This is a genomic window from Cumulibacter manganitolerans, assembly GCF_009602465.1.
Taxonomy (GTDB): domain Bacteria; phylum Actinomycetota; class Actinomycetes; order Mycobacteriales; family Antricoccaceae; genus Cumulibacter; species Cumulibacter manganitolerans.
Genome location: NZ_WBKP01000001.1, coordinates 137,332 through 152,332, shown reverse-complemented (window position 1 = coordinate 152,332; position 15,001 = coordinate 137,332). Strand labels below are relative to the sequence as shown.

The 15,001-nt window shown below is 71.7% G+C and carries 13 protein-coding genes; 7 read left to right on the top strand and 6 right to left on the bottom strand.

What is annotated here, in order from left to right:
- Positions 1 to 114 precede the first annotated feature (114 nt).
- Positions 115 to 945 (top strand): class II glutamine amidotransferase, encoded by an 831-nt coding sequence (locus F8A92_RS00670; protein ID WP_194291302.1) that lies wholly within the window; start codon positions 115 to 117, stop codon positions 943 to 945.
- A gap of 53 nt (positions 946 to 998) precedes the next feature.
- Complete coding sequence (locus F8A92_RS00665; protein ID WP_153502655.1) at positions 999 to 1,568, top strand: NADPH-dependent FMN reductase; 570 nt, start codon at positions 999 to 1,001, stop codon at positions 1,566 to 1,568.
- On the opposite strand, the gene hrpB is transcribed toward F8A92_RS00665, so the two are convergent.
- Positions 1,549 to 4,158 (bottom strand): ATP-dependent helicase HrpB, encoded by a 2,610-nt coding sequence (hrpB, locus tag F8A92_RS00660; protein ID WP_153502654.1) that lies wholly within the window; start codon positions 4,156 to 4,158, stop codon positions 1,549 to 1,551. The two genes, F8A92_RS00665 and hrpB, sit on opposite strands and share 20 nt — an antisense overlap.
- 200 nt (positions 4,159 to 4,358) lie before the next feature.
- Positions 4,359 to 5,141: a Pr6Pr family membrane protein gene (locus tag F8A92_RS00655; protein ID WP_153502653.1), complete on the bottom strand. Its 783-nt coding sequence runs from the start codon at positions 5,139 to 5,141 to the stop codon at positions 4,359 to 4,361.
- A 445-nt stretch (positions 5,142 to 5,586) separates the two neighbouring features.
- Between F8A92_RS00655 and F8A92_RS00650 the strand changes: the two genes are divergently transcribed.
- Both F8A92_RS00650 and F8A92_RS00645 read left to right on the top strand, forming a co-directional pair.
- Positions 5,587 to 6,558 carry an NADPH:quinone oxidoreductase family protein gene (locus tag F8A92_RS00650; RefSeq protein WP_153502652.1) on the top strand — a complete coding sequence of 324 codons (972 nt, stop codon included), beginning with the start codon at positions 5,587 to 5,589 and terminating at the stop codon, positions 6,556 to 6,558.
- Between the two features lie 13 nt (positions 6,559 to 6,571).
- Complete coding sequence (locus F8A92_RS00645) at positions 6,572 to 7,543, top strand: aldo/keto reductase (RefSeq protein ID WP_153502651.1); 972 nt, start codon at positions 6,572 to 6,574, stop codon at positions 7,541 to 7,543.
- Here the strand turns inward: F8A92_RS00645 and F8A92_RS00640 are convergent.
- The 3 genes from F8A92_RS00640 to F8A92_RS00630 all read right to left on the bottom strand — a co-directional run bounded on the left by F8A92_RS00640 (position 7,540) and on the right by F8A92_RS00630 (position 10,444).
- Positions 7,540 to 9,153 (bottom strand): chloride channel protein, encoded by a 1,614-nt coding sequence (locus tag F8A92_RS00640; protein ID WP_228389086.1) that lies wholly within the window; start codon positions 9,151 to 9,153, stop codon positions 7,540 to 7,542. The genes F8A92_RS00645 and F8A92_RS00640 overlap by 4 nt on opposite strands.
- Positions 9,154 to 9,158: 5 nt before the next feature.
- Complete coding sequence (locus F8A92_RS00635) at positions 9,159 to 9,608, bottom strand: MarR family winged helix-turn-helix transcriptional regulator (RefSeq protein ID WP_153502650.1); 450 nt, start codon at positions 9,606 to 9,608, stop codon at positions 9,159 to 9,161.
- Positions 9,609 to 9,766: 158 nt separating this feature from the next.
- Complete coding sequence (locus F8A92_RS00630) at positions 9,767 to 10,444, bottom strand: FadR/GntR family transcriptional regulator (RefSeq protein WP_153502649.1); 678 nt, start codon at positions 10,442 to 10,444, stop codon at positions 9,767 to 9,769.
- A 166-nt stretch (positions 10,445 to 10,610) separates the two neighbouring features.
- Here F8A92_RS00630 and F8A92_RS00625 point away from each other — a divergent pair, with 166 nt between their 5' ends.
- The 3 genes from F8A92_RS00625 to mhpA all read left to right on the top strand — a co-directional run bounded on the left by F8A92_RS00625 (position 10,611) and on the right by mhpA (position 14,106).
- Positions 10,611 to 11,459: a fumarylacetoacetate hydrolase family protein gene (locus F8A92_RS00625; RefSeq protein ID WP_153502648.1), complete on the top strand. Its 849-nt coding sequence runs from the start codon at positions 10,611 to 10,613 to the stop codon at positions 11,457 to 11,459.
- 15 nt (positions 11,460 to 11,474) lie between these two features.
- Complete coding sequence (locus F8A92_RS00620; protein ID WP_153502647.1) at positions 11,475 to 12,398, top strand: VOC family protein; 924 nt, start codon at positions 11,475 to 11,477, stop codon at positions 12,396 to 12,398.
- Between the two features lie 106 nt (positions 12,399 to 12,504).
- On the top strand, positions 12,505 to 14,106 hold the full coding sequence (gene mhpA / locus F8A92_RS00615) for a bifunctional 3-(3-hydroxy-phenyl)propionate/3-hydroxycinnamic acid hydroxylase MhpA (RefSeq protein ID WP_153502646.1): 1,602 nt from the start codon (positions 12,505 to 12,507) through the stop codon (positions 14,104 to 14,106).
- A gap of 92 nt (positions 14,107 to 14,198) precedes the next feature.
- Here the strand turns inward: mhpA and F8A92_RS00610 are convergent, their stop codons facing one another.
- Positions 14,199 to 14,723 carry a DinB family protein gene (locus F8A92_RS00610; RefSeq protein ID WP_153502645.1) on the bottom strand — a complete coding sequence of 175 codons (525 nt, stop codon included), beginning with the start codon at positions 14,721 to 14,723 and terminating at the stop codon, positions 14,199 to 14,201.
- Between the last annotated feature and the right edge of the window lie 278 nt (positions 14,724 to 15,001).

Here is a 15,001-nt window from a genome sequence, read left to right as displayed (position 1 = left end):
CGGCATCCACACGCGCACTGGACGCTCCTGAGCAGCGAGCCGGTGGCTGGCACTCGCGGCACTACATTGGACGGGGTCGCCCGTTCCGTCGATATGTGGAAAGAAGTCCTGACGATGTGCCGCCTGCTGGGCTATGTCACCGGCGTACCCGCGCCGATCTCCGCGAGCCTCGGGGAGGGGCTGTTCGGGCAGTTCACCTCGCTGTGCACCATTCACTGTGACGGCTGGGGCATGGCGTGGCGCCGCCCGGACGGGATCGGGATCCGCACCTCGCCGGAGTCGGCCCTGGTCGATCCGGCGTACGCCGAGCTCGCCCACCAGCCGCTGTCGGACGCCGGGATGGTGCACCTGCGCTGGGCGACGGACGGCCTGGCGGTGTCGCCGGAGAACACCCACCCGTTCACCGACGGGCGTCTGGCCCTCGCGCACAACGGGAGCATCGCCCCGATCGCCGAGCTGGAGAGCCTGTTGACCGCCGAGTCGCTGGCCGCGGTACGCGGCACCACGGACTCCGAGCGGTACTTCCGCTACCTCGTCCAGGAGATCGGCGCGGCGGCTGACGAGCCTGAGCCCGAAGCAGTCCGGCGGACGATCTCCGCGCTGCACCACCGGTTTCCGACGTCCAGCCTCAACGCGCTGCTGCTCTCACCGAGCCACCTCTACGCCGTACACGTCAACAGCGCCGCGACCGGGCCGATCCGTTCGGTGCGGGCGATGTACGACTCGGCCGATGACATCCCGCTCGGTCACGCCGACTCCAGCGGCTACTTCGCGATGGCGTACCGGGTCCGCGACGAGGCCGTGCACGTGATCTCGAGCGGCGTCTCCCCTGCCGGGTGGCAGCCGGTTCCGCTGGACAGCGTGCTGGCGATCGACCTCGGCACCCGGGAGGTCGCGGTGCACGCGATCTCCACTGTGACGACAGCGGCGGGTCCTCGGGCGTGAGCGCCGACGCATAGGCTCGCAGCACCCGCCCCACCGTCATGGAGAGTGCCCCCGTGAGCAAGCCCGTCCTTCAGATCATCGTCTGCAGCACCCGCCCGGGTCGCGTGGGCAAGCCGGTCGCGGACTGGTTCGCGGACGCCGCTCGCGTGCACGGCGCGTTCGAGGTCCAGGTGGCCGACCTGGCGGAGATCGATCTGCCGTTCCTCGACGAGCCCAACCACCCCCGGCTGCAGAAGTACACCCATGAGCACACCAAGCGATGGTCGGCGCGGATCGCCGGCTCGGACGCCTACGTCTTCGTGACGCCCGAGTACAACTACGGCTTCAACGCGCCGACCAAGAACGCCCTCGACTACCTCTTCCACGAGTGGCAGAGCAAGCCGGTCGGCTTCGTGTCGTACGGCGGTGTCTCCGGCGGCCTGCGCGCGGTGCAGATGCTCAAGCAGGTGGCCACGACGCTGCAGATGTTCCCGATGTCGGCGGCGGTCGCGATCCCGATGGTCGCCGGGATGCTCAGCGAGGACCGCCGGACGTTCCACCCGACCGACGTCGTGCGGGACTCGGCGCGCGCACTGCTCGACGAGCTCGCCCGGACCGCACCCGTCATGGCCGGTCTCCGCTAGCTCGGCCGCGGCCGGTCCGCGGCCTGGCGGCGTACTGCGGGTCGAGCGGGTCCTCCGGCCACGCATGCTTCGGATAGCGCCCGCGCATGTCGGCGCGAACCTGCGCGTACGGCCCCGCCCAGAAGCTCGCCAGGTCGTCGGTGATGGCGACCGGGCGGCGCGCCGGCGACAGGAGCTGGAACTGCACCCGGAGCCGTCCCTCCCCGATGGTCGGGGACGCGGTCAGCCCGAGGACCTCCTGCAGGCGTACGGCGCACACCACCGCTCCGTCCGGCGCGTCGAAGGGCGGGTACTCGAGGCGCACGCGAGCGCCGCTCGGCAGCCGCAGCCGCTCGGGCACGAGCTCGTCGAGCCGCGTCGCCTCCGGCCAGGGCAGCAGCCGCCGCAGCGGATCGTGCAGGTCGATCGCACCGAGCCGCCCCGACTCCGCCGCTCGCGCCAGCTCCGGCGCGAGCCACTCGCCGAGCCGGCCGAGCAGCGCCTCGTCGGACACGTCGGGCCACGGATCGCCCAGATGATGCCGAAGCAGCGCCAGCCGTCGCCGCAGCGTGTCGGCCTGCGGCGACCAGCCGATGACCTCCAGCCCCTCGCGCCGGACGACGTCCTCGACCGCCCCTAGACCGAGCGACGAGGCCGGCACGGGGGTCGAGGAGAGCTCGATCGCGCCGAGTGCCCGCACCCGGCGCGCCGTCAGCCGCCCGGCGTTGAGCGCGCCGCGCACCTCCTCGACGACCAGCGACTCGCCGGCCAGCAGCGCACCGTCCAGGTCGATCGGGGCGGCCGTGCGGATCACCGCACCGGTGCCGCCCGCGGGCCGGCCCGACGCGCGGGTCACGTCGGCGATCGCGAGCCACTCGTGCCCGTCGAGGTCGGCCGGCGCGGCCGCGCGGGTGCCCGAGGCAAGCAGGTAGCTGGCCCCGGTCCGGCGCGCGATGCGCTCCGGATACGCGAGCGCGACCACCAGGCCGGCCGGTCGACCGGAGTCCGCGCGCGCACCATCACGCTGGGGCAGGAGCCGTTCGAGGCGCGCCACCTCGCGGCCCCAGCGCGCCGCGTCTCCGCGGGGGCGCTCCGGGTCGCTGCCGCGACCTCCCGCATGGCCGCCGGGGTGCGCTGTGCCCCGACCGGAGCGGCCGCTCTTGTCTCCGGCGCGGGACCGCAGATCTGTGACCGCCTTGAGCAGGTCGGGCTCGGCCCGGCCCAGATCGAGCTCGGCGCCCGCCACGATCTCCGCGGCGCGACGCCGTCCCACCAGCGGCGCGCCGTCCAGCAGCGCCCGCGCCCAGCGGGGCGCGACCGGGAGCGCCGCCAGCCGCCGGCCGTGCACGGTCACCCGACCGGCGTCGTCGACGGCGCCGAGCGCGCGCAACGTCTCCTCGCCGTCCCGCACGGCGGCCGTGGGCAAGGCGGTCGGCAGGCGGAGCGTCTCGCCGCGCGGCGCTCCCCAGCACGCCAGGGACAGCAGTGCACCGGTGAGGTCGGCGTTCGCGACCTCGGGGGTGATGTCAGGACGCAGCGTCGAGTACGTCGCCTCGTCGTAGCAGCGCCAGATGACACCGGCGTCCTGGCGTGCGGCGCGGCCGGCCCGCTGGTCCGCCGACGGTCGGGCGCAGCGGACGGTCACCAGGCCCGACATGCCCCGCGCCGCGTCCCGCCGGGGCTCGCGCGAGAGTCCGGCGTCCACGACGATCCGCACACCGTCCACGGTCAACGACGACTCCGCGAGGGACGTCGACACGACCACCCGCCGCCGGTCCCCCTCGCGGCGGGCGGCCACCGCCCGGTCCTGCTCCCGCGGGCCGACCTGGCCGTGCAGCTGGAGAACCTCGGCGTCCACGCTGCCGGCCAGCGCGCCGGCCACCGCGCGCACCTCGCGGACGCCCGGCAGGAACACCAGCGCGTCGCCCGGATGCTCGCCGATCGCTCGCCGTACGACGTCGGCGACGTGCGTGAGGAACGCCGCTGTGACGCCGCGGGCATCGAGTGCCGGGGACGGCGGAGGCGCCCAGCGTTCGGCCAGCGGGTGCCGTTCCGCGCTGACGCCCACCAGCGGCGCCGGTGCCGCAGCCGTCCCGATCAGCGCGGCGAAGCCCGCCGCGTCGAGGGTCGCGGACATCGCCACGAGCACCAGGTCCTCGCGCAGCTCACGAACCTCGGCGAGCAGACCGACGAGCAGATCGGTATCCAGACCGCGCTCGTGCACCTCGTCGAGCACCACCGCGCCGACGCCGTCCAACCCCGGATCATCGAGCAATCGACGCAGCAGCACCCCGGGGGTCACCATCTCGATGCGCGCACCCGGCGCGAGCAGGTGCTCGCCGCGGACCGTGTACCCGACCAGCTGACCGGTCGCCGTACCGGTCAACGCGGCGAGCCGGTGCGCAGCCGCGCGGGCCGCCACCCGACGCGGCTGGGTCACGACGACCCGTCCAGCCACCTCGCCGGCGATCACCGGTGGGGCGAGCGTCGTCTTGCCGGTGCCGGGCGGCGCCTCCACCACGGCGACCCGCGCCTCGCGGACGGCGGCCGCGAGGTCGGCCGTCGCCGCCGCGAACGGCAGTCCGCTGCCTATCCGCGAGATGTCGAACATCGCTTCATTCTCCTCGGACCGCGCCGGCGTCCCCGCACCGCGCCGACGTCCCCGCACCGCGGCGGCGTCCCCGCACCGCGCCGACGCCCTCGGCGCGAAGCGGGGTTCGTCGCTCAAAGCGGGGAAGCTTCCCCGCTTTCGCCCGCGAAGCCCGCTTCCGCCTGCGCCGCGGATCGGCGCTCAGCGGCTCTGGGCGCGGGTCAGGTCTCGACAGCTCCGGCCGTGACGGGTTCGGTCGCGGCCGCCGCGGAGTCACCACGCCACGGCCGGCCGGTACGGAGTGCCCAGATCAGGAGGCCGACGAGCAGGAAGAAGCCGGTGAATGCGCACACCAGCGGCCAGTAGTCCGGTTGCCGGGGGTCGAGGAAGCCGTAGATCGGCGCGCCGGGGACGCCCGGTCGGTCGTTCAGCGTGTACAGCGGGATGTAGAGCACCGGGATGACCATCCAGAGCGCGACCGCGCCGCCGCCGAGCGGTACGCCGCGGCGCCGGACGAACAGCCAGTCGCCCAGCACCAGCGCCGGGATGACCGCGTGTGCGAGGAGGCTGGAGAGCTGAGAGAGGTCCGCGTCGAGCAGCGTGTTGAACACGATCGCGACGATGACGCCGTACATCGCGCACGCCCCGCGAGCGACCACACCGGCGTGACCGGCGTCGCCCCGGACACCGACGGCGTGACCGGCGTCCCCCCGGACACCGACGGTGCGACCGGCACCGCCCCGGACACCGACGGTGCGACCGGCAGCGCCCCGGACATCGACGGTGTGCCCGGCATCCCCGCGGACGCCGACACCGACGTGGCCGATGTCCCCGCGGGCTCGGGCCACGACCAGGGCGGTGAACACCACCGCCGTACCCAGCATGAAGATGTTGGAGAAGAACAGCAGGTCGGCCGGCCACCGCTTCATGCTCAACGCCCATCCCCACCACGCGAGCGCGGCGATCAAGAGGTGCCAGATGGCGATCGGCAGGCGGGAGGTCATCGCCAGAGCGTAGTGCCTCCCGGCGTCCCGCCTCACGAAAGACCCACCGACGCCGCGCCCGTCCACCGACAAGGTGGACGTCGGACTCCCGAGCGGACCTATGCACCGCAGGCGGACCGACGCACCGCAGGCGGACCGACGCACCGCAGGCGGACTTATGCACGGCAGGCGGACTTATGCACCGCGAGCGGACCGATCGGTCCGCCCGAAGTACCCAACCCCGTCCGCGTAACCCAAGTCCGTCCGCGTAACCCAACCCCGTCCGCAGTACCCAAGCCCGTCCGCGTAGCCCACGCCCCCGACGACGCCGACGCACCGCAGCCTGCCCGGACGACGCGGGTCCGCCCGCGGAACCCCACTCCGGCCGAAGGACACCGATCCGCCCGAGAACGGGACCCCGCCCACCCGGGCCGAGGCAGCACCCGGGGGTGTATAGGGTCGGTGCATGAGAGCCGTTCACATCGCATCCCTCGACGGCCCCGAGGCCGTCTCCGTCGTCGACGTCGACAAGCCGACCCGGGGGCCCGACCAGGTGCTGATCGAGGTGCACGCCGCCGGCGTCGCCTTCCCCGAGGTGCTCCAGTCGCGCGGCAAGTACCAGATCAAGCCCGACCTGCCGTTCATTCCCGGCGCCGAGGTCGGTGGCGTCGTCGTCGAGGCGCCGGACGGCGCCCACGTGCAGCCCGGCGACCGCGTCGCCGCGCTGTCGATGCTCGGCGGCTATGCCGAGTACGCCGTATGCGACCCGGGCCTGGTCTTCAAGATCCCGGACAACGTGACGTTCGAGCAGGCCGCGGCGCTGCCGTTCAACTACATGACCGCGCACTTCGCGCTGCTGCCGCGCGGCCGGATGGCCGCCGGCGAGACGGTGCTGGTGCACGGCGCCGCCGGCGGTGTCGGCACGGCGTCCATCCAGGTCGCCAAGGCGTTCGGCGCGGGCAAGGTCATCGCGGTGACCTCGACCGACGAGAAGGGGAAGGTCGCGGTCGAGGCCGGCGCCGACCAGTACGTGCTGGTCGACGGGTTCAAGGACGCGGTCATGGAGGCGACCGGCGGCGAGGGCGTGGACATCGTGGTCGACACCGTCGGCGGCGACCGGTTCACCGACTCGCTGCGCTGCCTGCGCAACGACGGGCGTCTGCTGGTGGTCGGTTTCACCGAGGGCTCGATCCCCGAGGTGAAGGTCAACCGGCTGCTGCTGAACAACATCGACGCGGTCGGCGTCGGCTGGGGCGCCTACGCCAGCAAGCGTCCCGGCTACTTCGCCGGCCAATGGGAGGAGCTCGAGCCGAAGGTCGCCAGCGGCGAGCTGGTCCCGCCGATCGGCGGCGCCTTCCCGCTGGACGACGTCGTCGAGGCGCTGCTGACCATCGACCAGCGGCGCGCAACCGGAAAGATCGTCCTCACCGTTCGCTGACCCAAGGAGACCCATGGAATACGTACGTATCGGCGACAGCGGGCTCGTCGTCTCGGAGATCGCTCTCGGCTGCATGACCTACGGCGCGCCCGATCAGGGCACGCACCCGTGGTCGCTGCCGGAGGATCAGTCCAGGCCGCTCATCAAGCAGGCCGTCGACGCCGGCATCACTTTCTTCGACACCGCCAACGTCTACTCGAACGGCTCCTCGGAGGAGATCGTCGGTCGCGCGCTGCGTGACTTCACCAGCCGCGACGACGTCGTCATCGCGACCAAGGTCTTCAACCGGATGCGCCCCGGGCCGTACGGCGGGGGCCTGTCGCGCAAGGCCATCATGGCCGAGTGCGAGGCGTCCCTGCGCAGGCTCGGCACCGACTTCATCGATCTGTACCAGATCCACCGCTGGGACTACAGCACGCCGATCGACGAGACGATGGAGGCGCTGCACGACCTGGTCCGCAGCGGCAAGGTCCGCTACCTGGGCGCGTCCTCGATGCATGCGTGGCAGTTCGCCAAGGCGCAGCATCTCGCCGAGATGAACGGGTGGACGCCGTTCATCGCCATGCAGGACCACTACAACCTGCTGGCGCGCGAGGAGGAGCGCGAGATGCACCCGATGTGCCTGGACATGGGCGTCGGCGTCATCCCGTGGAGCCCGCTGGCCCGCGGCCGGCTGACCCGCCCGTGGGACACCGCGACGGGCCGCACCGAGACCGACGAGTTCGGCAAGACGCTGTACCGGGACGACGACGTCAACATCGTCGACGCGGTGCGCGCGGTCGCCGACGAGCGTGGCGTGCCGATGGCCCAGATCGCGCTGGCGTGGGTGCGCAGCAAGCCGGTCGTGGACGCGCCGATCGTCGGCGCCTCCAAGGCCTCGCAGCTGGACGACGCGGTGGCCGCGCTGTCGATCGACCTCACCGACGACGAGATCGCGCGCCTCGAGGGCCCGTACACGCCGCGGCAGAACGCCGGCTTCCGCTAGTCCTCGCCGGTCGCCCGGCCGGCGAAGAACCGCAGCGGCCGCTCGCGCGCGGTGGCCTCGTTCAGGTCGTGCCGCCGCGCGCTGAGCAGGTCCGGCAGCCGCACCAGCCCGACGACGGCGTCCTGCGCATCGAGGACGGGGGCGTGGTCGATGCGGCTCTCGGCCATCACGTACGCCGCGTGCCGCAGTGTGTCGTGCGCGCGCAGCACAGGTCCGGCGTCCTCGCCGCGGGCGATCGCCAGGCTGTCGGGATCGGTCCGCGCGACGTCCGCGCAGAAGAACGTCTCCAGCGGGTCGGTCGAGTAGTCGCGGGTCAGGTGCAGGCCGCGTCGCGCGATCTTCTCCGTGAGCACCGACCGGCGCAGCACCAGCACCGAGACCGCGAAAGCGGTCACCGAGGCGATCAGCACCGGGAGCGCCGCGCTCCACGCCTGGGTCAGCTCCAGGGTGAACACCACGCCGGTCAGCGGAGAGCGCATCACGCCGCCGACGACCGCGGCGAGCCCGAGCAGCGCCCAGAATCCCGGGAACACGTGCGGCAGGAGCAGCCCGACCGCGGCGCCCAGCGCGCCGCCGATCATGAAGATCGGCGCGAGGACGCCGCCGGAGGTGCCCGAGCCCAGCGACAGCGACCAGATCAGCGTCTTGACCACGAGGATGCCGATGATCAGGCTCGTCGTCGCGTGCCCGGTGAGCAGCGCGTCGATGACGTCGTACCCGACGCCGAGCGCGCGCGGCTCCATCAGGCCGCCGAGCCCGATGACCAGGCCACCGATCGCCGGCCACCACATCCAGTGGAAGGGCAGCCGGGCGAACAGGTCCTCCGCGCGGTACACCAGCTGGGTGGCGACCAGCGCGACCACCGCTCCGCAGACGCCGAGGACGACGGCGAGCAGGTCGGCGCCGGCGGACGCCGTGACGCCGTGCGTGTCGACCGGGAAGATGGGGCCGCCACCGAGCAACGGTGCGCGCACGATCGCCGCGACGGCGACGGCGGCGGACACCGGCACGAGGCTGCGCGGGCGCCACTCGAACAGCAGCAGCTCGACGGCGAGCAGCACCGCGGCCAGCGGGGAGTTGAAGGTGGCCGCCATGCCGGCCGCGGCGCCGGACACCAGGAGCGTCTTGCGCTCGTCGGCCGTCAGGTGCAGGTGCTGGGCGAGGATCGACCCGATCGCGCCGCCGGTCATGATGATCGGGCCCTCGGCGCCGAACGGCCCGCCGGTCCCGATGCTGACCGCGGACGACACCGGCTTGAGGATGGCCACCTTGGGCTCGACCACGCTGCCGCGGGTGAGGATCGACTCGATCGCCTCCGGCATGCCGTGACCGCGGATCTTCTCCGAGCCGAACCGCGCCATCAGCCCGATGACGAGTCCGCCGGCGACGGGCATCAGCAGCACCAGCCACCACGGGTGCGCGACGCTGCCCGGCGCGATGAGGTCGGTCGACACCCGGCCGTAGAAGCACAGATTCGTCACCAGCCCGATGAGCCGCAGCAGCGCCCACGCGGCGACCGCGCCGAGCGCCCCCACGGGGATCGCGAGCAGCGCGATCAGCACCATCCGCCGGTCCACGTTGAAGTCTCCGAGGTGGGTGTTGCGGGTCATCGCGCTCACCGCTCGGCGGGCTGGGCGGCAGCGTCGAGCGCGGCGTGCAGGCCGTCGAGCCCTCGAAGCAGCCCCGCCCGGGCGCTCGGATCGAGCTCCCCCAACGCATCGCGGAAGATCCGGGCGCGACGCTCGACGACCGCGTCGATGACGGCGGCACCGGAGTCGGTGAGCGAGAGCAGGACGACGCTTCGGTTGTCGGGGCTGTGCCGGCGGTCGAGATATCCCGCGGCGACCATGCGGTCGGCCAGTCGCGTGACGGACGAGCCGGCCACGCCGAGCTGGTGCGCCAGGCTCCCGCACGGTGCGGAACCGGCGTCGGCGACTGCGAACAGCAACCGCATCTGGGGCATCGACACGTCGCTGATCTCCTGCACGGTCGTCATCGCGACGGCGAGCAGGTCACGGGTGAGCCGCTGCAGGGCGGCGACGTCGCGATTCGCAACATTTGTCATTAGGCAAGTGTTGCATACTGCAACCGCCCGCTAAGGACCGACTGCCAGGCTCGCGTGACGCGGTGGGGAATGCCCCGCTCACACGTGATGAGGTGGGTAATGCCCCGCTCTCGCGCATTTAGCGGGGTACAACCCACCGCCACATGACACCGAGGTCGTCAGCCGCGTCTGCGCGCGGCGATCTGGTGGTCGACCATGAGCTCGGCGGCCCGGGTCGCGTCGCGATCGGCGATGGCCTCCACGATGTCGCGGTGCAGGCGAACCCGATCCCCGGTGTGCGCCGGCGGCTGGGCGTCGGCGACTCCCACGGTGTGCTTCTCGATGAGGTCGAGCAGGCCCTCGTAGATCGACGAGATCATCTGGTTCGGCGAGATCGCGGCGATGGCAGCGTGCAGCCGCCAGATCACCTTGGTGACGGCCAGTCCGCCGTCCTCCTCGTCGACGCGCTCCATCTCCTCGGCGAGCGCGCGCAGCCTCTCGATGTCGCTCGGCCGGGCGTGGTCGATCGCGTCCTCGACCAGCAGCGGGTCCAGGGCGTCGCGCAGCCGGATGGCCTGCTCGACGGCGCCCGCATCGATGTCCAGCGCCAGGACGACGTTGGCCAGCCGGACCATGCCCTGCTGGTCGGCGGCGAAGACGCCTCCGCCGGGCCCGGGCTTGACCCGGACGACGCCGCGGGTCTGAGCCAGGCGCAGGGCCTCGTTGAACGTCCCGACGCTCACCCCCGCCCGCGCCCGCAGCTCCTCCTTGGTGCCCATCCGTCCGCCGGACGGCACGTCGGACGAGATCACGCCGATGAGGTCGGCGGCGAGCTCGGCTCGGGAACGGGTCTGCACGGCGAAGGCCTCCGGGTCTGCGGTGGTTCGGATCGATAGTGCCAGGTCGGTATGGGACAACTACCGGGTTGTCGAAAATCCGCCCTACGGACTATTGACTTTAGGTTGCCGACGCCACACCATCATACCTAATCATTATGATCAATTGTGACGGATGGATCACACAGTGAAGATCGCAAACCTCAGCGGCCGCCTCGTCATCGTCGAGGGCCAGACGGCGTATGACGTGGCGAAGGCCAGCGACGGCCGCTTCGGCCCGGAGCCGCAGTCGGCGTACGCCGACTGGGCGGCGTTCGCCTCGTGGGCCGCCGGCGCGGACCTCGGCGAGGGCCAGCCGTTCGCCGCCGAGGACCTCGGCGCCCCCGTCCCCGAGCCGGGCCAGATCTTCGCGATCGGCCTGAACTACCGCGATCACGCGGCCGAGGCCGGCCTCGCCGTGCCGGACGGCGTACCGCCCACGTTCACCAAGTTCAAGAACTGCCTGAGCGGTCCGGTCAGCACCGTCACCCTTCCGGCCGGCGGCCAGGTCGACTGGGAGGTCGAGCTGGTCGTCGTCATCGGCAAGGCGGCCCGCAACGTCGCGGCCGCGGACGCATGGGAGCACGTCGCCGGGCTCACCGCCGGGCAGGATCTCTCCGAGCGGGTCACCCAGAGCGCCGGACCGGCCCCGCAGTTCAGCCTCGGCAAGTCCTTCGAGGGCTTCGGCCCCACCGGGCCGTACGTCGTGACCCCGGACGAGCTCGCCGACCGCGACGCGATCGCGCTGTCGTGCGCGATCGACGGTGAGACCATGCAGGACGGCAACACCAGCAACCTGGTGTTCTCGGTGCCGGTGCTCATCGAGAAGCTCTCGGCCGTGCTGCCGCTGGACGCCGGCGACATCATCTTCACGGGAACGCCGGCCGGCGTCGGACTGGGCCGCACCCCCAAGCGCTTCCTCGCGGACGGCGAGGTCCTCACCAGCAAGATCGACGGCATCGGCGAGCTCCGGCAGACCTTCGTCGCCCAGAAGTAGTTCCTAGGAGATCCCATGGCTCTGCATCAGCTCGCGAAGATCACCATCGGCGTCCCGAACGTCGCCGACACGGTCGACTACTACACCGACTTCGGGCTCGGGCACCTCGGCGAGGGTCGCTTCACCACCCGCGAGGGCGGCGAGCAGCTCAACATCACGCACTCCCGGGTCCGCCGCCTCGAGGAGATCCTGCTGGCCTGCGACGACCAGGACGACATCGCGCGCGTCCGCTCGAACCTGACGAGGCTCGGGTTCGAGTCGCAGCTCGACGGAGGCCGGCTGACCGCGATCGAGCCGACCACCGCCATCCGCACGGTGCTCGAGGTGCGGCCGCGGCTGATCCAGAAACCGGTCGAGCCGACCGTCTACAACTGGCCGGGCAACCCGGCGCGGGCGAACACCCGCGCCGACGGCAACGTGCGCTCGGGGGCCGTCCAGCCGCTGAAGCTCGGGCACACCGTCGTCGGGACCACCAACCTCGACCAGACGTACGCGTTCTTCGTCGACGGGTTCGGGTTCAAGGTCTCCGACGTCGCCAAGGGCGTCGGCGCCTTCCTGCGCTGCTCGACCGACCACCACAACCTGCTGGTGCAGGCCGCCCCCGTGGTGTTCATGCACCACTCGTCGTGGCAGGTCGAGGACGTCGACCAGGTCGGCCGCGGCGCCATGGCGATGCTGGAGGACAACCCGGAGCGCCACGTGTGGGGCCTCGGGCGGCACTACGCCGGCAGCAACTTCTTCTGGTACCTGAAGGATCCGGCCGGGAACTTCTCGGAGTACTACTCCGACATGGACTGCATCATCGACGACGCGCTCTGGAAGCCCGAGGAGGTCGAGGGTGCCCGCGGCCTGTTCCAGTGGGGTTCGCCGCCGCCGCCGTCCTTCCTGCGGCCCGAGGACCTGGCCGCGATGATGACCGGCCAGCACAGCGACAAGTAGCACCTGGGCGGCGTACGCCTCGTCCGGCGTACGCCGCCCTTTCCATCCGATCACCGATCCGCCACCGGCACGTGGCGATCTCGTTATACCCGGAAACGGACAAGCCATGAGCAACACGGATTTCGATGTCATCGTCGTCGGCGCCGGCCCGGTCGGCCTGATCACGGCGCGCGAGCTCGGCCGTCTCGGCCACTCGGTCGCCGTCCTGGAGCGGTTCCCCAACCCCTACCCGCTGCCCCGCGCGGTGGCCTTCGACTTCGAGATCGGCCGCTACTTCGCCAAGACGGGCCTCGGCGAGAAGATGCGGTCGATCAGCGAGCCGGTCACCGACTTCTACGAGTGGAAGAACGCGGACTACGAGCCGCTGGTGAAGATCGACTGGGGTGCGCCCGGGCCGTCGGGCTGGCCGGTCACGAGCATGTTCTCGCAGCCGGAGCTCGAGGAGGTGCTGCGCGAGGCGATGCCGGACGTGGCCGGCGTACAGCTGCTCCCGGGTCACGAGGTCGTCGACACCTACGAGTACGACGACCACATCGAGGTGAAGTCGCGCTGCGGTACCGGCGAGACCGTCGAGGAGAAGGTGTGCTCGACGAAGTACGTGGTCGGCTGCGACGGCGCCAACAGCTTCGTGCGTCAAGCGATGGAGGTCGAGAACAACGACCTGGGCTTCTTCTTCGACTGGCTGATCTGCGACCTGATCCCGCTGGACGACTCCCAGTGGTCGCCGATCAACTGGCAGTACTGCGATCCCCGCCGTCCCACCACCCTCGTGTCGGGCGGCCCCGGACGCCGGCGCTGGGAGTTCATGCTGCTGCCCGGCGAGACCGCGGAGACGATGAACCACGAGCAGGTCGCCTGGGACCTGCTGAAGGTGTGGGGCCGGACGCCGGAGAACTCCGTCCTGGAGCGGCACGCGGTGTACCGCTTCCAGGCGCGGTGGGCCAAGGAGTGGCGCAAGGGCCGGCTGCTGCTCGCCGGCGACGCGGCGCACCTGATGCCGCCGTTCGCCGGCCAGGGTATGTGCTCGGGGATCCGCGATGCGATGAACCTGACCTGGAAGCTCGATCTGGTGCTGCGCGGGCGCGCCGACGACGCGCTGCTCGACACCTACGGCCCGGAGCGGATCACCCATCTGCAGAACGCGATCGAGTGGTCGATCGCGCTCGGCAACGTCATCTGCATCCTCGACGAGGACAAGGCGCGCGAGCGTGACGAGCGGATGATCGCCGGGGGCGCCGACCCGATGATGGTCATGCCGCCGCCGGCGCCGCCGATCCTGGGCCCCGGCGTGACGGACCGGACGCGCGGCGCGCAGCAGCTGGTCGCGATGACCTCGCCGCAGTTCCTGCTGGACGTCGACGGCGAGGAGCGCTTCCAGGACGAGCTGCTCGGAAGCGGTTGGTCGGTCCTCGCCCGCAACGGCGCGCTCGGGTCGCTGTCGGAGCAGGCCCGCGCGGTCCTGCGCGCCCTCGACGCGAAGACGGTCAGCCTCGACGGATCGGACGCCGCGGAAGCGACGCTGCAGGGCCGTCTCGCCGGGCCGTTCGCCGAGTACTTCGACGGCGCCGGGATCGACCTGCTCGTCGTCCGCCCCGATTTCTACGTCTACGGCGCGGTGTCCGCGACCGAGGCCGACGCACTGATCACCGGCCTGGGCGACGCCCCCGCGCTGGCCGGCCGCGAGGTGGCGGGGTCGTCGTCCAGCTGACCCCGGGTCACTGCCTCAAGTTGCCTACTTGTGCACGCCAGACGCTGCACAGGTAGGCATCTTGTCGGGCCGGGGGTCCGCGCGTTGCGGGGTCAGGCGCCGACGTCGTGCAGGTGGTGCTCGATGTCGTGCAGGAAGTACACCGCGAACGACTCGGTGGTGAAGGACGCGCCGTTGCTGCGCTTGCTGGTCCGCTGCCACTGGTCGTCGCGCACCGCGTCGAAGGCGTCCGCCGTCTGGGTCGCCTGCGCGGCGTACTCGCTGGCCACGGTCGCCGGCTGCTGGTGGAAGTAGTCCTGCTCGACGGCGGCGGCGTCCTGATCCCAGTTGTCGAACGTCGGGTTGTCCTCGTCCAGCATGAGGGCCAGCCGCTCGCGGAAGATCCGGCACACGTCGCGCACGTGCGCGGCGTACTCCACCGGCGACCACGTCGTCGGGTCCGGGCGGCGCTGCGCATCGAGGTGGGCGAGCCGCTCCTGCCAGCGGGGAATCGAGGCGCGCAGCCGGTCGCCGGTCGTGCGCACGTCGTGCGGCTCGTAGCCGCACTCCTTGCAGCCGTCGCCAATGACGACGGTCCAGTCCTTGTCATCGGGAGTGATCTCGGCGGGTTCAGTCATGAACCCCACGGTAGGTCGATATCCCAGACGCGTCGAGGCGCACCCTTCACGCTCGTCGAGCGCGCCGGAGCACTAGCGAAGGCGACGTCGAGGCGCACCCTTCACGGTCGTCGAGCGAGCCGGAGCGCTAGCGAAGGCGACGTCGAGACGTCGTACGGCGAACTTCCGGCTCACCGCGTCTCGACGTCGCTCGTTCCTCGCTCGCTCGACGACCGTGGGGAGGGCTCGACGAGCGTAGGGAGCAATCGACGACCGCAGGGACCGGTCGCCGACCGGCA